This window comes from Enterococcus sp. LJL120 (genome assembly GCF_054871765.1).
On the sequence record NZ_JBTXLV010000005.1, the window covers coordinates 196,529 to 217,466 of the forward strand.

General features: G+C 41.9%; 16 protein-coding genes and 1 riboswitch. Of the genes, 2 read left to right on the forward strand and 14 right to left on the reverse strand.

Going from position 1 to position 20,938, the window contains the following annotated elements; translation table 11 throughout:
* Window positions 1–15: 15 nt before the first annotated feature.
* Together ACYSNU_RS10055 and ACYSNU_RS10060 are read right to left on the reverse strand one after the other, a co-directional pair.
* Window positions 16–1,344: an MFS transporter gene (locus ACYSNU_RS10055; protein WP_461737188.1), complete on the reverse strand. Its 1,329-nt coding sequence runs from the start codon at window positions 1,342–1,344 to the stop codon at window positions 16–18.
* Window positions 1,345–1,426: 82 nt separating this feature from the next.
* Window positions 1,427–2,647, reverse strand: coding sequence for a pyridoxal-phosphate-dependent aminotransferase family protein (locus ACYSNU_RS10060; RefSeq protein ID WP_461737086.1), 1,221 nt, complete (start codon window positions 2,645–2,647; stop codon window positions 1,427–1,429).
* Window positions 2,648–2,843: 196 nt separating this feature from the next.
* Between ACYSNU_RS10060 and ACYSNU_RS10065 the strand changes: the two genes are divergently transcribed.
* Window positions 2,844–4,496, forward strand: coding sequence for a PucR family transcriptional regulator (locus ACYSNU_RS10065; protein WP_461737087.1), 1,653 nt, complete (start codon window positions 2,844–2,846; stop codon window positions 4,494–4,496).
* A gap of 164 nt (window positions 4,497–4,660) precedes the next feature.
* Here ACYSNU_RS10065 and arcC read toward each other — a convergent pair whose 3' ends face one another.
* From arcC to ACYSNU_RS10115, 10 genes are all read right to left on the reverse strand, one after another.
* Window positions 4,661–5,599 carry a carbamate kinase gene (gene arcC / locus ACYSNU_RS10070; protein ID WP_461737088.1) on the reverse strand — a complete coding sequence of 313 codons (939 nt, stop codon included), beginning with the start codon at window positions 5,597–5,599 and terminating at the stop codon, window positions 4,661–4,663.
* 177 nt (window positions 5,600–5,776) lie between these two features.
* Window positions 5,777–7,042, reverse strand: a complete 1,266-nt coding sequence (locus tag ACYSNU_RS10075; protein ID WP_461737089.1) for a YlbE family protein — start codon at window positions 7,040–7,042, stop codon at window positions 5,777–5,779.
* 2 nt (window positions 7,043–7,044) lie between these two features.
* Window positions 7,045–8,808, reverse strand: a complete 1,764-nt coding sequence (gene fdrA / locus ACYSNU_RS10080; protein WP_461737189.1) for an acyl-CoA synthetase FdrA — start codon at window positions 8,806–8,808, stop codon at window positions 7,045–7,047.
* Between the two features lie 24 nt (window positions 8,809–8,832).
* Entirely contained in the window at window positions 8,833–9,909 is a 1,077-nt protein-coding gene (gene allD, locus ACYSNU_RS10085; RefSeq protein WP_461737090.1) for an ureidoglycolate dehydrogenase, read from the reverse strand.
* A gap of 32 nt (window positions 9,910–9,941) precedes the next feature.
* A complete protein-coding gene (gene allE, locus ACYSNU_RS10090) occupies window positions 9,942–10,727 on the reverse strand; it encodes a (S)-ureidoglycine aminohydrolase (RefSeq protein WP_461737091.1) in 786 nt (261 codons plus the stop codon).
* A gap of 31 nt (window positions 10,728–10,758) precedes the next feature.
* Window positions 10,759–11,976 (reverse strand): allantoate deiminase, encoded by a 1,218-nt coding sequence (gene allC, locus ACYSNU_RS10095; RefSeq protein WP_461737092.1) that lies wholly within the window; start codon window positions 11,974–11,976, stop codon window positions 10,759–10,761.
* Between the two features lie 422 nt (window positions 11,977–12,398).
* Complete coding sequence (locus ACYSNU_RS10100; RefSeq protein WP_265456394.1) at window positions 12,399–13,076, reverse strand: ABC transporter ATP-binding protein; 678 nt, start codon at window positions 13,074–13,076, stop codon at window positions 12,399–12,401.
* 22 nt (window positions 13,077–13,098) lie between these two features.
* Window positions 13,099–14,628: an ABC transporter permease gene (locus tag ACYSNU_RS10105; RefSeq protein WP_461737093.1), complete on the reverse strand. Its 1,530-nt coding sequence runs from the start codon at window positions 14,626–14,628 to the stop codon at window positions 13,099–13,101.
* Window positions 14,629–14,911: 283 nt separating this feature from the next.
* Window positions 14,912–15,418 carry an acyl-CoA thioesterase gene (locus ACYSNU_RS10110; protein ID WP_461737094.1) on the reverse strand — a complete coding sequence of 169 codons (507 nt, stop codon included), beginning with the start codon at window positions 15,416–15,418 and terminating at the stop codon, window positions 14,912–14,914.
* 318 nt (window positions 15,419–15,736) lie between these two features.
* Entirely contained in the window at window positions 15,737–16,432 is a 696-nt protein-coding gene (locus tag ACYSNU_RS10115) for a winged helix-turn-helix domain-containing protein (protein WP_461737095.1), read from the reverse strand.
* Between the two features lie 250 nt (window positions 16,433–16,682).
* On the opposite strand from ACYSNU_RS10115, the gene ACYSNU_RS10120 reads away from it, so the two are divergent.
* Window positions 16,683–18,191, forward strand: a complete 1,509-nt coding sequence (locus ACYSNU_RS10120) for a helix-turn-helix domain-containing protein (protein ID WP_461737096.1) — start codon at window positions 16,683–16,685, stop codon at window positions 18,189–18,191.
* Between the two features lie 416 nt (window positions 18,192–18,607).
* Here the strand turns inward: ACYSNU_RS10120 and ACYSNU_RS10125 are convergent, their stop codons facing one another.
* Window positions 18,608–19,261, reverse strand: a complete 654-nt coding sequence (locus ACYSNU_RS10125) for a 2,3-bisphosphoglycerate-dependent phosphoglycerate mutase (RefSeq protein WP_461737190.1) — start codon at window positions 19,259–19,261, stop codon at window positions 18,608–18,610.
* Window positions 19,262–19,297: 36 nt separating this feature from the next.
* On the reverse strand, window positions 19,298–20,569 hold the full coding sequence (eno, locus tag ACYSNU_RS10130; RefSeq protein WP_461737097.1) for a phosphopyruvate hydratase: 1,272 nt from the start codon (window positions 20,567–20,569) through the stop codon (window positions 19,298–19,300).
* Between the two features lie 90 nt (window positions 20,570–20,659).
* A riboswitch (Fluoride riboswitch) is annotated at window positions 20,660–20,723 on the reverse strand.
* Window positions 20,724–20,938: the final 215 nt, after the last annotated feature.

The following is a 20,938-nucleotide window of genomic DNA, read 5'->3' on the forward strand; positions in this document are numbered from 1 at the left end:
TAGGCATTGGCCTCCTTAATGACTGGCTTTTTTCTTCATGTTTGCAAAGAGGAAGAGCACTGTGCCGACAACTAACAAAATGACAGAAATGTAAAAGCCCATCTCCTTTGAACCAGTCGTATCGGAAATTGTTCCTGTCAAAGTTGGAGCAATCACTGATGACATCATCCCGAAGAAGTTAAAGACGCCTAATGTGGTCCCAACACCAACCTGCGGCGCATTTTCACCGAGCCAAGAGATGATAATCGGTTCCACCGCTAACTTACCTAAAAATCCATACAAAATCAATGAGATTAATAAAAAGGTTGAATTCGTTGCCTGTACGGTTAATAGCAGCATAGCCGCCGCCAGTAATTCTAAGACAATGATAAAGCTAACTTTTTTATGCATAAATCTGTCCGCTAGTTTACTGAAGAACAATGCTCCTGGAATGGAAGCAAAGGCTACTAAAGATGAAGAAAAGCCGATAGCCGCTCCTTCAAAGCCCCGTTCTGTTCCTAAGAAATTCGGCAACCAAGTCACGGTCATATAATAGGCATAACAGGTGGCAAAGTATAGCAGATAAGTAAATAGCATTTTCGGTGCGAAAAGCTTTGAAATCGACACTTTGCTGGCAGGTTCAGCTGGTGTGCTTACAGCTGCTTCCTCTGAAACCGCCGCTGCTTCTTGCTGCTGCAAAGCTGCTACGTCATCTTTATTGCTACGAATAATAGCTTGAAACGCAAAAATCATACAAATAATCATCACAACGGAAATATACATCATCGTTTGCCAAGGTAAACCTTGTTGAGCTACTAAAAAACTAGATAAAATCATTCCCAAACCTGAACCGACAGCTGATCCGCTATTAACGATGGCAGTGGAAAAACTTTTTTTATCTTTGGGGATATTTTGTGATGTCAGCGAGTAGGCTGATCCGTAAAAAGAGCCACAGCCTAAACCGGCCAATAAACTTCCGGCGTAAATCATACCTAAGCTTTGAGCTTGGGAAATTAATAGCGCCGCTACTGCAAAGACCGCAAAGCCGGGAATCAAGACCTTCTTCTTCCCGATTTTATCAACGAGGAAGCCTGCTGGTATCTGCATGGCCACATAGCCTAGAAAATAAAAACTTGAAATTGAACCGAGGGCCGTATCTGAAACATTCCCCCCTAGTGATTCCCTAATCTGTGGATAAACTGGTGAAAGGGCCGAGCGGTAAATCCAGATTGTCACCCAACCGGCACACAGCAGGATAACAATTTTTTTCCAATAGGCAAAACCCACATTACTTTTTGTCTGATTCGCTTCCATTTTAGACCTCCAACTAAAAAATTTTTCTGCTTTGGGATTCCTCCCTGACAACCCAATTGTAACCGTTTCCCAAAACAAAAAAATCAGTGAATTTTCACAAACTCACAAACTTTTTTGTTTACTCTGCACAACTTTATCCATTCATTTGGTCTTGATATTCCTTCAAGGCATAAATACTACCGGCGCCAGCGGGAAACTCATGTCCAAAAGCCCGTAGAACAGTCTCAAAAGCACTTAAAAGTAAGAGCACATTAGCCTTTTGACTGCTATATCCCATATTACCAACCCGCCAAACTTTCCCCTGCAATGAACCAAACGACGAAGCAATCTCAATTCCATATTGACTGGCCAAAGTTTGTCGTAAAGCTTCTCCATCAATCCCTTCTGGAATCATAATCGGTAAAACCGTAGGCATCATAGTCGCCAAATTCCCAAAAAATTCTAGATTCATTTTAGCCAAGCTATTCCGCAAAATTTCAAAATTTTGTTGGTGACGATGAAAAACATTCTCCATGCCTTCTGCTAGCAATAAACGCAGGCCTTCATGTAAGCCGTAAATCATAACGGTTGCTTCTGTGTGATGATTGATCGGTTGCGGGCTCCAATATTTTTCCAACTGAGACAGGTCTAAATAATTACTGCTGATAAAATGATCGCTTCGTTGGTCATCTCCTAAGCCGAGCTCTTTTTGATAGCGCTCTGCCAAAACAGCCTCGACCCGTTTGTTATACGTAATTAAAGACAGACCTGAAGGGACACTTAAACATTTCTGCGTTCCGGCAATGGCAATGTCCACTTGCCAATCGTCAACTTTTAATTCCACGCCTCCATAAGTTGCCACCATGTCAACCACAAAGAAAATATCCTGTTGACGGCAAAATTCACCAATTTTTGCCAACGGCTGCATTTGACCATTCGCCGTCTCACCATGAATCATGGCAACAATTTTTGGCTGTACTTTGGCAATCGCTTCGATAACATCCTTCTCTTCAAAGGGGGCTTCCCAATCCTTTTCCAGCCAAATGATTTCCGCCTGTGCCCGTTGACAGATTTCCCCCAACAAATAAGCGAAACGACCAAACGCCGGAATTAATACCTTATCCCCTGGTTCAATTAAGGCAATCAAAGCCGCCTCAATGCCTGCACGAGAGGTGCCATCGATGGCGAAGGCCTGCTCATTTTTTGTGCCGAAGGGAACCTTAATCATCTCTTTGACCTCCGCCATGATCTGTAAAAAATCAGGATCAAACTGGCCTAAAATGGTTTGGCTCATCTGCCGTAAAACCGACGGCTGCGCCTCGACGGGTCCGGGGGTCATTATAATTCGTTTGCCAACATTAGTTTGTTGATACATCTTCATCAGTCCTTTGCGTTTTTTTCAGCATACGAAAAAAAGCGACAAAATTCATTGACCAAATTACCTAATGAGCCAGTATCTTTGTGCAAAACGGCTAAGAAGATTCTTTGCAAATGTTGTCGCTTTCAACTAAAATAAAAGGAAGAATTGGCACATCTGCCAAAAATTATTTGCTATAAAGGAGGGCGACTGCTTGGCAACTTTAGAAGACCTGCTGCAGATACCCCGTTTTTCTGATTTAATTATTCGTTCGGCCCACAAAAATCATCATCACGAAATCGCCAGTGTCGAAATCACCGAAACTCCCGACATCGCCAATTTTATTCCTGAGCATACCTTTATTTTGACTACAGCGATGGCCTATCAGGATAATCAAGCTGGCTTAAAAAAAATGATTGCCTCCTTGAAGGAGAAAAAAAGTGCCGGCTTAGGAATAAAGGTCGGTCGTTTCCACGAAGAAATTGACCCAGCAATCATCGCTTATGGTACCGAGCTGGACTTGCCGATTGTCGAAATTCCTAGCACACAGCCGTTAGGACAGCTGCTTCATAAAATGCTCAGCTATTTATGGGATTCAAAAACCGAGCAGCTAACCTATGCCTTAGACATTCAAAAGCGATTTACTAACCTGTTGATTCATGATGTCAGCAACGCTCGTTTTATTGCTGATTTAGGGAAGATTATTAATGCTCCGACAATTTTGCTGAATCCCTGGAAGGAGGTCGTCGCCCATTCCAGTCACTTTTCCCAAGGAGATAGTGCCACCAGCTTTTTTACCCAGCAGATTACCACTAGCCATTACCGCCGGATAGATAGTGGAAAAACTTCTTTTCTTGTGAAAAATACCAATGGGCGAATGATTCAAATTGCCGGCTTTCCCATCAAAATCGATACCTATTTTCCTTATTATTTATTGATTTTAAATCCTGAGCAGATTCCCTACCCAATTTCCGAATTTGCCATTGATCAGGCAGTTTTAGTTTTAACCTTTATGCTGTTTAAAAATCAAAAAATTCAGGAGTCGATGGACAGCTTAAAAAGCGATTATCTTAATCAATTAATCACTTCGCAAAATTTAGAAAAAAACGAAGGCCGGGATTGGTTGGATTTGGGACGGTCTTTTGGCATTGTAGACAGTCGCTTTTATCAAGTAAATATCGCTACCTGTTTTGTAAAACCAGCAGATGCTACCAAGCTGCGCTATCAAGTAGAGGCCTCCCAGATTGCAATGGCTTGGCTGCAGGAACAGCTGCCTAGACGGGTCAAAAATACCCTGGTCTTTCCTATCAAAGGCAGCCATGATATTGCGCTGCTTTTTCAAGAACAAAATCCTCAGCTGGAACAAATTTTTCAAGATTTGGCAAAGGAGCTGGCAGAAGTCTTGCCAATTAGTCTGCATTTTACTTTGGGAAATGCCTATGAAGTGATTGAAGAGGTCGCTAGTTCCTACGTTGAAGCCAAGATTTCCATGGAGGAATTAAAGCAACTGGCTGAGCCACCTGTCTTTCAGTATTATCATGCCAAGGGGCTCTTTGCTTTATTTGAGCAAACTAACACGGAGGATATTCGCTATTTCTGTACGAAAACCTTAAAGGATTTAGCTTATCCCACGGATCCGGCTTTGATTGAGCTCAGGAAAACCTTAAAGTATTATCTAGATTTTAATTGTGAAATTTCAAAAACGGCCAGCCTTCTCTTTTTGCACCGCAATACGATTAAATATCGGATTAATCAATGTGAAGAACTATTAGGTGAGACCATTCAAAATCCCCAAACTAGCTTGAACCTGCGAATGGCAATTGAATTGTCTGAGTCGGCCAATCAAGTCACAATTGCCAAAAAATAGAAAACGCGGCTGCGACACAAGCTAATCCAGTCTGTTTTTCCGAATCCTATTTTGTAATAGCTACTAAATAGAGTAAATTTGCGCCAGCCCTGTTGGACCTTTGAACAAATTTGCAATAATTCGGATTTGACAACTGTAAGAACTTGCGTCAAAGCCACGTTTTTTTATCCGTAAATTCTAGTACCGGCTTTCCCTTGTAAAGCCATATCTGCTTCATCCAAGGCACAGATGATAGCTTGGCGCCCCTCTTTGGCAAAGGCGATTGCCGCTTCCATCTTAGGACCCATGCTGCCATCAGCAAAATGGCCGGCAGCCATATACTCTTCAGCCTCTGCGACAGATAATTTTTCTAATTTTTTTTGATTTGGTTGACCATAATTAATATAGACGTTTGGAACATCCGTCAGCATCATAAAAATATCGGCATTCACCTGCTCAGCCATTTTCTTACCAGTCCGATCTTTATCAATCACAGCTTCTAAGCCATGCAGCATCCCTTCGTCATCCCGGAACACTGGTATGCCGCCACCGCCGCCAGCAATTACAATAATATTTTGTGAAAGCAGATGGGAGATTGCATCCATGCCATGAATCAATAGAGGCATCGGTGAAGGGACAACCCGCCGGTAACCGCGACCAGCGTCCTCCATCATCGACCACTTGTTTTCCCTCATCAAGCGCTGAGCTTCGTTTTCCTCATAAAAAATGCCAATTGGCTTATTGGGATGGGTGAAGGCTGTATCGTTGCGGTCCACCTCTGTTTGTGTATGTAAAGTGACAACATTTGCTGTGGAATTATTTTTCTTCAAAGCATTTTTTATGCTTTGTTCCATCATATAACCGATAAAGCCCTGTGATTCAGCATTGCAGACTTGTAGCGGAGCAGGAGGCACGATATCTTTCGCAACTTCATTTTGCCGTAAAATATTTCCCACCTGCGGACCATTACCATGGGTCAATACCACTTCATAATTTAATTTTTCAATGCGGGCAATTTGCTCGGCACTAGTTTCTAGATTTTTTAATTGAATTTCCACGGTCGCTTCTTGTTTCGGTCTTAAAATAGCATTTCCCCCAAGAGCGATTACAACACGATGAGCCATCTGATTTCCCTCCAAATATTTCTTAGCTAAACACGAATTATCCTCGTAAATAAATTTCAAACACAATCAATTTTTTCTTACCAAAAATACTTTAACAAAAACAAAGACTAGTCAGCTGAGTCAACTACTTCCATAATTCAAAACGCTGGACCAGTCCTTGCACTATTTTACTTTTTACTATCCTTCAAAACCTAATTTCTTAGCATAGGCTAAGACTGCTTTTTCAAAGCAGTCAATTGGTGGTGTTACCGTACCTGCACCAATCTGCCCTAGGCCAGCCTTTTTATTGGCAATCCCCGTATTAATCACGGGTAAAATACCAGTTTCAACTACCTTACGAGCATCGATTCCCGTTGTAATCCCTTGGAAATCCCATGTTGGTACTGAGAAATTAGGATTGTGGGCCAAGGTAATCTCTGTCATTTCTTCACTAGTGTTCAAGGCATCTTGAAACCCGCCGGAACCGACAAAACGTGTCACTGCCGGAGCAGCAATCATCGCCATGCCGCCAACGCCGAAGGTTTCTGTAATTGCGCTGTCCCCCATATCAGGAGCCGCATCCGCTTCAGAAAAACCTGAAAAATACAAGCCCTTTGGTGTATTTACGGGGCCAGTAAACCACTGATCTCCCATGCCAGCAATGCGAATACCAAACTCATAGCCATTGCGGCACATAGCGGTGACAACTGTGCCTGCTTGAATTGTGCGGGCACCATCCATCACAGATTTGGCAGAGGCCATCATCACATTTAGGAAAAACTGATCGGTATCTGCTAAAAATTGGATGACCGCTTCTTTATCCTCTTGACTGACATCCTCCAAGGAAACAATTGTCGGTGCAACTTCCTTTAAGAAGGCTAAGGATGCAGCAATATTCCGCTGATGAAATTCATCCCCCATCGCTATCGCTTTGGCAATTAAAACATTGATATTCATCGGACCTTTTTTAGCTAGGGCCTTGCTTAAAGTTGGGCCTAGAACATCCTTCATCCAATGCAGACGAGTGATAACCTCCTCAGAATAGGCCCCAAAGCGCAGAACAGCACCAATACCTTCATTCATTGTGCAGTATGCCCGATTATTTTCATCCCGATTTTCTACAACTAAGACCGCCATATTGCCTGAAGTAATGCCCCCCATCGGTCCCACTGCATCAACATGGTGGCAAGGCATTAAGCTGACTTCGCCACTTTCTAACAACTGGCGGGCAGCGGCCTCATCTTGAGCCCAACCTTCAAAAAGGACTGCTCCAACACAGGCACCTTGAATGGGATCAACCATTTTATCATAGGTAATTGGCGGGCCGGCATGGAGTAACACTTTGCCTTTTTGTAAAGGCGCAATCACTTCTTTAGCAGGAACCACATCTAATAAAAAGGGGGAACCTGCGATAATTTTGGCAACAACTGCTTGATTTGCTTCATCAATTGTGTGATAAACCATCTTTATACCTCAACTTTCAGGGACGCTTTTTTTAAAAACTGCAGCGCTTTTTGTAATTCGAGATTACCGCCGGCTACGGGTTGCCAATCATACTGAACAACTCGGCCGCCATAATCAGTAATTGCTTTGGTGAAGCTGCTAAGGCCAATGTTAATAAATTTCTCCGCCTGCAATAATTTGCTTAATGTCACCGGCACTTTAGGAATGATGGCTGTTGTTTCAGCCTTCTTTTGGACAGCTTTTTTAGTTTCTTTCAAAGGTCGCTTAACAAGCGCTAAAGCTGTTTTAACCGCTTGGGCATTACTTTGACACAAGATTACGCCGGCATCTGTTAAAATTTCTTGTTGAGCAAAGAAATTTTGCGGATCTTCATCGGTTCCCACAATCGTCGCAATCACTGGCAAATTACGGCCAGCCGCAGCCGCCTCCTCTTGAATTTTTATAATTGTTGGAGCAAGCTCACTGGCCATGTTGTCATGGGCGCCATAGCCTAATACAATATCTAAAAGCACAGCTGCCGTGGCAGGATCTTGGCCAGCCGCCTCCAACATTTCCTTGCGCTTTGTCGGATCAATCATAGGATGAGGTTTGCCGTTTGTATAGATGTCATCGCCAAGGTCAATAATTTCATGACCATCCGCCTGTAAAATAAAGCCCTCCACTCCATTGTCAGCTTGCAATGCAAAAGCTTCTTTAATCAACATGGCAGCTTCATAAGCTAAGGTTCCGCCAGAATAAAATCCTTTGATTGTTTTTTGCGTATCAGCTAATTCGATTTCTGGCACTGATGGCATTTTTTCAACAAGAGTTGTAGGGTCTTCACCATTTAAAAGCGCCACTGCAATTTCTGCGGTTTCTTCTAAAGTATGAGCATGGTATAAACCAGCTTCATGATAGGTCGGATTTTCACCTAAAAAAATTGTAACAACTGGTTTTTGGCTGGCCCGTAATAAAGCCAAGACCTCATCACGAATGGCTTTTGCCGGTGGTTTAGAGATTGCCACAATCACAGCGACATCAGGGTCTTGTTCCAATAAAACAATGCTGTCTTTAAAAGTGGTCCCGCCGATGGCTTCCTTTAAATCCCGGCCACCTGTTCCTAAGGCATGCGTCACTCCTGATCCCAGTCGATGAATAATCGTCGTCACTTCTTGAATACCCGTTCCAGATGCACCAATGACGCCAATTTTACCTTTACGTACCGCATTGGTGAAGGCAATCGGAATTCCATTGATAATACCGGTCCCACAGTCTGGTCCCATCAATAACAAGCCCTGCTCATGGGCTTGTAATTTTAAGCGGCGTTCATCTTCAATTGAGACATTGTCACTAAAACAAAATACATGTTTGCCAGCATCCAGGGCTTTCTCAATTTCCAAAGCTGCGTGAGTACCGGGGATGGATAAAATCGCAACGGCTGCATCTTCGCCTAGACTAAAGGCCTTGTCCCAAGTTTTCACACGTTCTTCAGAAGTGTCCCGTTGGTTTTTTCCTGCTTGCTCGGCTAAATAATTCTTGGCTTCGGCTACTAAGGCTTCGATGACCTCACCGTTTTCGACATCTGCCACAATCACCATGTCATTCGGTGTGGCTTCAGCTAGTTCCTCTGTGTAAAGGCCCCCCGTTTTAAAAATATCTTTATTGGCGGGTGTCCCCATCATGACAGAAATACTAGTCACTCCTGTCATCGATTCTAAGTGATTGGTTAAAAGCATCAAGACAATCGAGTCTTGGTAGCTGTTCTTTTCAATAATTGTGTGCAGCATTGCTGGATTCACTCGCTTTCTTTTTTATTCGGCGAAGGCACTTTTTCCGCCATACTGATTAAAATGAACGGTATCGCTAATTAAGTAATCATAAATCGGTGCGGCAATTGGAATCCCGTTTTCCATATAATCATCGTAGCGAGCCTGACTCAGCTCACCAGGATAATAGACTTGGTCGAATCCCGCGGCCGGTTTGATTTTATGCAATTCAGCCACCATCTGATCGATATTTTTTTTGAAGGTTGCCGGATCAGTGAAGCGGGCCGGGTCGATAATTAAATAAAGCTGTCCCAAGTTGCGTTTTTCTGTTAAATCAGAATACATCGAAGACACATGTTTGCCATAAGGCAGTCCCAATAATGTGCCGGCTAAAATATCGACCATCATCATCAAGCCATAGCCTTTAGGTCCTGCAATTGGTAAAAGCCCATTAACACTATGGGGATTCGTTGTTGGATTCCCCTCAGCGTCAACAGCCCAAGTATTCGGAATCTCTTTGTTTTTTGAGCGAGCATCCAAAATTTTGCCCCAGGCCTGAACCGTCGTTGCCATATCAAAAACAATTGGCTGATGATTTTCCCGTGGAGCCGAAAAAGCGATGGGATTAGTGCCAAAATAGTTCTCGCTGCCGCCGTAAGGTACGACCATCGGATCTGATTGGCACATCGCTAAAGCCAGATAGCCTTGTTGAGCGGCTTTTTTGACATAATAGGATAAGGCCCCGCTATGACTAGTTCGGGAAACACCGACTAAAGCCAAGCCTGATTCAGCTGTTAAGTCAATGGCATATTTTAATGCTTCATCACAGACATATTGACCTACACCGTTATCACCGTGGACGATACCGGTTGAAGGGCCAGTTTTTTCAAAAGTAATTTTAGGGTCAATAGTGACGCCGCCCTTAGCAATCCGCTCTGCATAATAATCTACTCGAACGGCTCCGTGGGAATGAATTCCACAGGCATCAGCAAAAACTAAATGCTTGGCAGTTTCCTCCGCCTGCTCGTCTTGAAGTCCGGCAGCCAGCAATTTATTTTTAATCAGCCGATGCAAATCGGCTGCTGCAACCGTCACGATTTCTGTTTCTTTCGTTTCAATCATAATGTTTTCTCCTCATTTGAAGGGTCCTCTGTTTAAAGCTGCGGGTCACGGTTGCAATCTTTTGAATAGACATAGGCTAAAGGCTCACCCCGCCCAACAGCATAAGCTGCTTGCTGTACATAAGCACTCATAAAAATGTAATCCCCTTTTTCAACGGGATACCATTGATTGTCGAGATTATACATCCCTTGTCCGCTGATTAAGTAAGCGCCATGTTCTTGAACATGGGTTTCGATGTATCCATGACTAGCGCCAGGTTCAAAGGATAGAATGTGCATGTTCATATCAAAGCCTAAATCCTTTGGCAGAAAATCCCACAATAAAACATCCTTCATCCCTTCATACTCTGTTGGTTCTTGGTCATGAATACTACCGATAACTTTGTGAGCTTCATGGCCTTCAATTGCTTCGTAACGTTTTTTATATAGGAACACTTCGGTATCCTCATTGTGGCCGTTCTCCATAAACATTTTGACGCCTGCTGGAAAATAAGCATACCCCCCAGCTGCTAAACTGTGTTCTTCCGTGCCATCGGTGACTTTTAATTTACCGGCAATAACATAGACTAAGGTCTGGATGCCTTCGCCACCAAAGCCAGTTTCATGGCCGCCATTTTCATGAAAAGTAATAATGTAATCTACAAAGCCAGCTCCTAATTTTGGTGAGCCAAGAATAGATAAATCACAGTTTTTAAACCCGGGTATCGTATTTTTCACTAAGCCATCATGGGGAATCAAAGCAAAATTCTCTTTTTTGATAACGCCCCTTGATTGCAATAAGTTATCTGAATAGCCCATTCGTTCATTTTTATAACCCATTTTTTCTTCCTCGATTCCTTTGCTTTATCAGTTAATATGCTAGTTCATGCAACGTGTCGGCTAAAAGCTTAACGCCCTCCACTAAATCAGCGAATTCAGTGGCCTCTGCAGGATTATGACTAATTCCTGCGATGCTCGGCACAAAAATCATTGCGGTTGGAAAATGTGGGGCGATTACCTGCGAGTCGTGCCCCGCTCCGCTGTGCATCATCCGATAGCGATAGCCGCCTTTTTTAGCCTGCTCTTCAATTGTTGCAACAATTTTTTCATCCATCGGTACTGGCGCTTCATCCATCCACAAATCAACGTCAGCGGTTAACCCCAATTCCGCTGAAATTTCTGCAATCCTTTTTTCTAAGTTTGTCGTGAACTCAATTAGTTCGTCGGCATCTGTGTGGCGGCAATCAATTGTAAATAAAACTTCCCCAGGGACAACATTCACCGTATTGGGTTTTGGTTCAACTTTTCCGAAAGTTAATACTAATGGGTCACCGACAGCCTTGGCTTTTTCAATTGCTTCGTTGCAGATTTTAGCAAAGCCATAGACCGCATCATGACGGTAGCCCATCGGAGTCGTGCCTGCATGATTCGCCTGTCCTTTTAAAATGACCGTATAGCGTCTTTGTCCAGCAATATTATTAACAACACCGATTTGTAACTCTTCATTTTCTAAAACATTGCCTTGTTCAATGTGAATCTCAACAAAAGCATCGATATCTTCACGACGTGTCTGTGCCTTTTTAAAATCAAAGCCTTGTCGCTGCATTTCAGCTACAAAACTAGCTCCACTTGAGTCTGCAATTGCTTCAACATCTGTTATAATTGCCTCGCCAACAAAATTTTTGCTGCCCCAAAAAACAGTCGGGAAGCGGCTGCCTTCTTCCTCCGCCATAGAAATCACTTCGAAGGCTTTTTTAGGCTGTCCATATTTATCTAACAGATATTCCATTGCAGTCATGGCAGCAATTACCCCGTACTGACCATCTAAAGTTCCACCGTTAACGACGGTATCAATATGAGAACCTGACATCACTGTTCGCTGCGTTTCAGAACCGGCTGTCCGGCCGAATAAATTGCCGACTTCATCAAATTCAGTGGTCATGCCAAAAGATTCCAGTTCATCTACTACCCAGTTTTGTGCATCTTTCCATGAATCAGTGTAAAGCAAGCGGGTCATCCCACCAGTCGGGTCGCTGCCGATTGCTGAAAGCTCTTTAATTCTTCTTTGTAAGGTTGCTGCTAAATCCATCTGATATCCTCCGTTCTTAATCACATTTACATTGTAAGCGTTTGCCGGTATCTTTAGCATTGTTCACGATTAACAAAAATCACGTCTTCATTGTAAGTTTGTGACATAAATTAATGATAAACGATTGGAAATATTGCTAAGAAGCTTGTAATAGCGGGCTTCTTTACATATTAGCAAAATTCCATTTCACAAATTTTTATCTTTGTAATGGTCCTTCTAATTATAAATTCTCTCTTCCTTAGCAATAATCACAGAAGGATAATTAGCAGGCAAGAGCCTAGCTAGATTAAACACTAACTTGAAAATCTCCAAGGCACAAAAAAAGAGTGGATTGCTCCACTCAAAAAATTTGTCTTTTATTGAATCCATTCTTCTGCTCTTTTCAATCGACTGGTTTTTTCAACTCACATTAAACCCGAAGCTCAAGCAGGTTCCAATTCTAAAAATTTCTCAGTAAATACTTTTTGTTTTAATTCGTAGACTTGATCGCAGGCTTTGGCTACTTCAATCTCATGGGTTACGATGATGATGCATTTCCGCTCCTCATGGGCAATTTGTTTGAAGAGCTGGACAATTCCTCGAGAGGTCTCTTCGTCTAGATTACCAGTGGGCTCATCAGCCACGATTAAGTTATGGTCACAGCAGATGGCGCGGATAATAGCCACCCTTTGCTGCTGGCCGCCGGAAAGTAACGGCACTTTTTTCTTGGCTAACTCTTCATCAATGCCAACTCTAGCCAAACTATCCAGCGCATATTGCTTCTTGTTTTCTCTTTTAGAACCAGAGATCTCCATAGCTGTTAAGACATTATCCAAAGCCGACAAGTACGGTAGCAAATTATAAGCCTGAAAGACAATTGAGACATCTTTTTTGCGATAATTTCGCAAACCGATTTTTTGAATCGGTTCTTCATTGTACAAAATCGAACCGGTCTTGGGTGTATCTAATCCTGAGATTAAAGAAAGAAATGTCGTTTTGCCAGAGCCGCTTGTGCCTAAAATGGCGTAGACCTGCCCGTCGTTGAATTCAAGGTCAACCTCTTTAAATAAATAATCTGCTTCATTTTGGTACCAAAAGCCTAAATCCTTGGTTTTTAACATGGTACGCCCTCCTTTTGCTAACTTAACTAATCAGTATTTTTTTCGGATTCAATCGTAAAATGCCGATTGAGGACAGCATAATCGATAAGAAACTAATCGCTAAACCAAGACCAGCCAAAGCTGCAATCGTGGTTGGTTCGACTGTAACATTTAATTCTGAAACAGCTTCTGAACCAGAAATAGCGTTAGAAATATCGCCAAAGGCTCCGCTTGGACCACCGCCACCCATCTCGCCACCAGGGCCATTTTGATTATTGCTGACTTCTTCGCTTGTCGTTTCAGATTGTTGCGACAACAGTTGGTTGCCGACGACATTGCCAACAATATTGCCACTAAAAGTCGCAATCACTAACGCTACCACCATCGCAATAAAAATTTCACTGAAAAATTGTAAAATCACTTTGAAGCGAGATTCTCCCATTGATAAGAGGACGCCGATTTCATAACGGCGTTCACGAATCGTCAGCATGACAATCAACGTCAAAATAATAATTCCAGCCACCGCCACTAAGATGACAATGTTTTTCGCAAAGCTCGCAACATTGTTTAATGGTTCCAGCATTTGTTGATACAATTGATCATTGGTGGTCAAAGCATAAGAATCTGTGTCAATCAACGCTTCAGCTTCACTGACAAATTCATCCATTGCCGCCGGGTCAGCCAAAGTATAAACAGCTTCATCCACTGTCGCTGAATCTGCATCTCCATTTAGAGCATTGGCAAACGTATAATAGCTGTAAATTGTATTAACTGGATTTAACATGCTAATTTGCGCTGAGATCCCTGAAGCCGTCGCTGAGGTTTCATAAATGCCTTTGACTGTGACGGTATAGCTAGTGTCTTCATCACTATTTTGCAAAGTAAAAGTATCGCCAACCGCTAAGCTATTAGCTTCGGCTAGCGTCGTTTCAATCACGACATTATTCGTGTTGGCATCGGCAGCGGTGATTCCTTCACCGTCAATAATTTCAGCTGTCCCATCGCTAAAATCGCTAGCAAGGGCGGTTTCAGAAACCCCCGACACTTGGAAGTCGCCGGACATGCCACCCCCTTGACCACCTACCATCATGCCGCCACCCATACCACCGCCCATATCGCCAGCTGCTGCTGTATCTGTTTCTGTCGAGCTCTCTGTACTGCTGGAATCAGAGCTGGTAATAGCGGAGACATCATCACCGGCCACCGCCGTTGAAGAAGACTCCAATGAATAGGACGCCACATTGTCTAATTCAGCAATCGCTTCAGCATCGCTAACATTAACCGGCGTTGCCGTAAAACCGCCGGGATCAATTTGTCCCGCTGTCTCACTGTCGCTACTGTCTGTGGCATCCTCACTAGGGGCACCGCCGCCAAATTGAGCTTCCCGGCTAGCCGCAAGTGTCACCGTGGCACCGGTATCATTCTGGGCATTGGTAATTGCCTGATTTGCCGCACTTTGAATCGTCAGACCAGCTAAGACGAATACTAAAATTGCCGAAAAAACAGCGCACAGCAAAATCGTGCGCCCTTTTTTTGACCAGCTGCTGGCCAGAGCACGTTTTAAAAAATTCATTTCAAACCTCCTAAATATGATTGTGACTTAAGAGTAGAGAGCACAGCTTAAAGGAAACTTAAAAAAATTCGAAGAACTTATGACTTTTTTAGGCATTTTTTTACCGTTGAACATTGCGGCATTTACACACAAAAAAAAGAGCTACCCCGTAAGAGAGAACTGAGTTGACACCTATCAGTTTTCTCTATTGAGACAGCTCCGCTATAAAATTTGAGCTAAGGCTAGTTAGCTTTCAAAAAATTGAAAGCTATGTTCCAAAATCTAAATGTTTTTTTCTTGATGTTTAATCCTTTAAAATCAGACCATCCAGTTGCATATGTTTTGCTAGTTCTAAATTACCAGCTAAATCAGCTTTTCGTTTTTGGCGACGGGCATCATAGCCACCGCAGATAAATATTTCCTCCTGCGTTTCCGGTTGGATTTGCGGCAGCACAATCTCTTTGTCCAAAACGACAAAGGTCATAAAGCAAGTATTCGCTAGATAGCGCTCACCAGTCAGCAAATTTTCCCCGATGGCCTTGCAAAAAACCTCTAATGAACGTTTGCCAGCACCAGAAACGTAGCTTTCGATGCAGACCATTTCACTATGGGCTAGAGAATGTAAAAAATCTAAATGGTCTAACGAAGCCGTTACCAACGGTCTTCGTGCCAGACGAACTGCTGAAATCCCCCCTGATTCATCGAGCCAAGCCATCAATTGGCCGCCAAATAAGGTTTTGTGCTCATTCAAGTAGGGATATGTAATCAAATGGGCCTGCGTTGCTTTCGTTTGTTGACATGTAAGAATCATAACTAAAACTCCCTTTTTAAGTGTTGGTGACATTATGCCAATTATCCCACAGCTTTTGAATGCCGCCAAATAGAAACTAGAAACTTTAGCTTTTTGTAATGAAACTGAAACCAAGTTCAGCTGAATCCTTGCTAAAAGGAACTTGCTCAAAACAGCAGCACAGTAATAGTAACTGAGGCTCTCACTCTGGAAAATCACCTCGCAAAATTTCACTTTGAAAAATTGCCCCGGGAAATTTCACTCTGAAGAACTATTACGAAAAAAGTCACTGTAAAATGCTGACCGTCAAATTAAATTCTTACATTAAATAGCTCCACATTATACAGTTAAATCTTGCTTTTCAGCAAAGTCTGGAGACAATGCATAGCCTTCCCGCCAATGGCTTCGCAATGATTCGCCATCCAGCTGATGACTAATCATCTTTTTGCGAATCCGAAATAACAGCTGAGACAATTGAGCTAAGCTGGAATTTGAAGCCTCCTTTTGCCAAAGTCGCTCGCTTAAATCGGCCCGTTTGATATACTGACCGTCTGCAGCATAGAGAATATCAAATAATTTTTTCTCATTTACAGAAAGACTGTGGATAAAATTCATGAAGTTGGAATCCAAATAATTCGCACCAGCGTGGGGCTCCTCTTGATATTCCACCGGCATGCTCTCAAACACCTGAGCTAATTTTTCTCGCAAATCATTTAGGCTAGTATCATTTCTTAGATAAAATGGTGTATTTTGGGCCATTCCTTCATCAGCACTGCTTTCTCTAGTGCTGTCCATTCTGAACATTCTAACCGGCTCATTTGCTAATTGCTCAACAACTCTTTCAATCTCAAAATCGCTGACCGTTTCACTGAAGATAACAGTTTTAAACACTTGAAACAGCGACTTACCTTCACCGGACATCAGCATTTCCAATAGATGATTGGAAACAAATACTTCATACCCCAAAAGCTGTAGTTTTTTCTGCAGGTCTTCCTCCGCCATAATTGTTTTTGTTAAAATACAAATTTTTTCCATTTTCAATTCCTCACTTTACTTAACCAACCTGACAATCCTTTCACTTAATAAGTACGTCGTATTTATAAATATTTTTATTATTTTATTAATTTTTCTCATTTAGTTTATCCTAATAATGACTGCAAAAAGTATCAGATTTTGTAAAGCAGATTGCCTTTTTTAGTTTTTTCCCCTAAAATAAAGCCAGACGGGCAATCTATTTTATTTGTTATTTTTAGAATTGCGATAATTAGGAGTTGAGAACAAAAAAATGCTGGAAATAGAAAGTATTTTAGGCTCAAATGAGCAAGATGTCCTGAAGCTATTAAAATTTTTAGAATTAAAAGGTGGCCAGGCAGCCAAGGGAGATATTTGCGAACAATTGGGGATTTCTTTAAAAAGTTTGCGCTCTCAGATACAACTGCTGCAAAATAACTATGCAGATTTTCTCGACTGTCTAAATCTTCCTAGAGAAATTATTGTCACCTATCGCAGCGGCAATTCCTATTTGATATTTAAAAACTATCTCTACCGCCAATCGACTGCCCATGAAATTATTCTCAGCCTTTTAATGGAAAAGGACTTAACCTATACAAAATTACAGAAACAATTATTTTTAAGCACCGCCACCGTCAATCGCAGTATTCGGAAAATCAAAGAGCTTTTCCAAAAAAATGGTTTGGACCTAAAAAAATTGACGATTCAGGGGCCTGAAGAAGATATCCGCTTCTTTTTTCAAGTCTATCTGGAAACTACCTACAGCCTCACTGAAAATCCCTTCCCCTTAAATTCTCAAGTTGAGCGCTATTTTAGCTTACTGGTCAGTGCCATTCAGAAAAATGATTCCCTTGGTATTTCGACCTTTAATCGCCATCGACTACAGCGGGTTTTGTACATTGCCTACTATCGTTCTCTAAAACCCAACGCCACTGAAGCCTACTATAAAAAAGCCGTCCAACTACCTGATAGCAATGATTTTATTCTTTTTAAAGAAATCATGACTGAAAAATCTAGCCTACCGACTTCATTATTAACTCCAAGGGAACTAGATTTACTGTTACATTTTCTATTGGACTTACCACTCATCATGTATGATGGACAATTATATGAATCCTTTTTTTTACTGCAAAAACAGCACCACAATTTAGCCTATAAATTATTTGAGTTTTCTCGGGAGCTGCTAAAACCGGCTTTTCAATTTATTGATACGCCGGAAAGCATAAAAAAACTGGAGTATCTCCTGTTCAGCATTAATGTTAATGGACTTTTTTTCTCCACCCAAAAAAATATTTCCGAAATTATCGGCAACTTAGTCAATGACAGTAACCACAACTTAAGTGAACCGTCAATTAATTACGCAATTGACGTTGTTGAAAAGATTAATATTTTTTTGACAGAACACGGTCTGCAACCAATTGAACGAAATTATCTCGTCGACCATTATGGCTTTTTGATTATCGAAAGCTCCCTACATTCAATCAGACGGATAAAAATCGGGCTCTTTTTGGCCAATGATCCTTTTCAAACGAGAATCTCCTTTGACTATTTAAAAAATAGTCTGCAATTTCATCCCAGTTTTTCTTTTTTCAACCTACTGGATGAAACCCAAGACTGCGACTACCTGATTACCAATGATCTATATTTCGCTGAAACCAATAAACACAAATTCAACGACATTTTAATTGTCGCCCTGCAAAAAATTACATTGGATACCCAAAAAATCAGCTATTGGCTGTTTGATAAGCTTATGGATACTTTGAATCAGCCGTATGAGGTGTGAAGAACTTAATCCTTTGTATTGAATTGAAAAACACAATAGCCATCCCAAATCAAAGCCTTGAATCTCTCAAAAACTACTTTTGGAGAAACCTTTTAACGATACGAATAGTTGAGGTTGGGAAGGAAGTTATCACAGTGACATGTCAGGTAATAGCGAAAAGCCATAACTGCTGAGCTAAATTAGGAAATAATTCATAGGATTTCCAATCCCCATTACTTCTCGGCTACTCTTCAAACTAACTTTCCAGTGAGTCATCCTCACTTGGAAAGTTTTTTTACGTTTAAAAAAATTTCCAATTCCCTACAATTTTTAATAGCTTCACTTAAATCTTTTCATTATGTCTTTCTCGCTAACAGTAAAAAAAGCCTTGCTGGCAGCTTTTCAGCAATACCAGCTAGACCCTAAACTTATTTTTTTCAAACACTCCAGCGGTTAGTCACCGTTAGCCCCTCCCCAAACTCATACCAAATCGCATCGCCAGTTGCCACACTAATCTTTTCAATCGCTTCATCTGAAATACTTTCGATATATTTCATCAAGGCTCGCATCGTATTGCCGTGAGTGACAATCAGGACATTTTTGTCAGCTAAAAGCAGCGGGACAATCTGGTCTTGCCATAGAGGCAGCACGCGAACAAGCATGTCTGCCAGACTTTCCGTCAGCGGAACGATGTCTTGGCCTGCGTTTTGATAACGCCGGTCGCTTAACTTAGTTGTAGCGGCTGGTGGTGCAATTTTGAAACTACGGCGGCGCTTTTCTAGTTCCTCTACGCCATAGATTGCTGCTAGCTCAGCTTTATTTCTTCCCTGCCAAGCTCCGTAATGGCGCTCATTTAAGCGCCAACTTTTTGTAACCGGGATAGCCAGTTGATGCAAATCTTCTAAAACAATAGTTGTCGAAAGAATCCCGCGACTTAAAACAGAGGTAAAAGCCGCATCAAAGTGAATGTTCTTCTGTAGAAGTAGCTGGCCGACGCGGTGCGCCTGTTTAACGCCGACTTGTGTCAGTGGAAAATCAAGCCAGCCAGTAAAAATATTTTGATAATTGGCTTCACTTTGGCCATGTCTCATTAGAATTAAGGTCACGGGAATTCCTCCAGAATCTCTTTATTTTTTAGGAAAATGGGCTAAGCCGACATTCTCACCTAGTTCTTCTTCAATACGTAAAAATTGGTTGTATTTTTCCACTCGTTCGCTGCGGGCCATCGAACCGGTTTTGATTTGACCGGCATTTAAAGCGACCGCAAAATCGGCGATGAAGGTATCGCCAGTTTCGCCGGAACGGTGGGAAATCATCGTATTATAGCCATTGGCCCGGGCAATTTTGATAGCTTCAATTGATTCGGAAACGGTGCCGATTTGATTTAATTTAATCAAAATCGCGTTGGCGACACCCTTGGCGATGCCTTCTTTAAAAATTTTCGGATTGGTGACAAAAATATCATCTCCCACCAATTGGATTTCTTGACCCATCACATCCGTTTGCCGCTTGAAGCCATCCCAATCATGTTCAGAAAAACCATCTTCAATTGAGATTAAAGCTGGATATTTTTTTACTAATTCTTGGTAGTAGGCTAACAATTCAGCTGAGGTTAATTCTTTGCCTTCAAAATGATATTTGTGGGTTTCATCTGAATAAAATTCGCTAGAGGCTGGGTCAATGGCGATAGCAATTTCGGCTCCTGGCGTATAGCCCGCTTCAGTGATCGCTTGATACAGCATTTCTATTGCTGCTTCTGTGTTCGCTAATTTTGGTGCGAAACCGCCTTCGTCTCCTACTGCTGTTTCATAGCCAGCTTTGGCTAAAACAGATTTTAGTGTGTGATAGATGTTGGCCACTTTTTCGACGCCATCGCGAAAGCTAGTCCGTTTGACTGGAGTAAGCAAAAATTCCTGCACATCAATTCCAGAATCTGCGTGGACCCCACCGTTGATGACATTGAAAAAAGGTTGCGGTAATTCTAGGTCAACACCACCTAAATAACGATATAAAGGAATTTTTTTGCTGGCAGCAGCGGCACGGGCAACAGCCATTGAGACCCCTAAGATGGCATTGGCGCCAAGTCGACTTTTATTTGGTGTCCCATCCAAATCAATCATAATTTTATCCAAGCTCGCTTGGTCAAAGGGTGACTTGCCAATCAGGGCGGCTTTAATTTCTGTGTTGACATTTTCAACAGCCTTTAAAACACCTTTCCCCTGCAAGCGAGTGCCTCCGTCTCTCAATTCTACCGCTTCTCGATCGCCAGTGGAAGCCCCAGACGGCACTTCTGCCCGCCCCATTGTTCCATCGGACAAAATGACGTCGGCCTCCACCGTTGGATTTCCTCTTGAATCAAAAATTTCTCTCGCCTTAATGTTTTCGATTGTTACTGTCATGATTGTTTCCTCCTTAAGATAAAAAATGTAAAACAAAAAACGCCTGTCTATAATTACTTTACTCAATGCTTGCGCACTCAAATAAACTAACTATAGACAGGCGTCATCAGCCACTCTCATGGCACTTATAGGGAACACCATCCCTGATTGACTAAAGTGTAATCCTTTAAAAAGATTTTAGCAATTAATTTGAACTGTCCCACCATTTTTTTGATTTTCATTTCTCTAACAAATTTTTCGCAAATTATAAAAGAATCATTTTTAAAACTCGAGATAACTATGCCATTAAATTTAACAAAAGAACAACTAAATAACATGCGTTATTAAAATATTCACCGAAGGGTATAATCGCTTCTAAAAAAATCACCA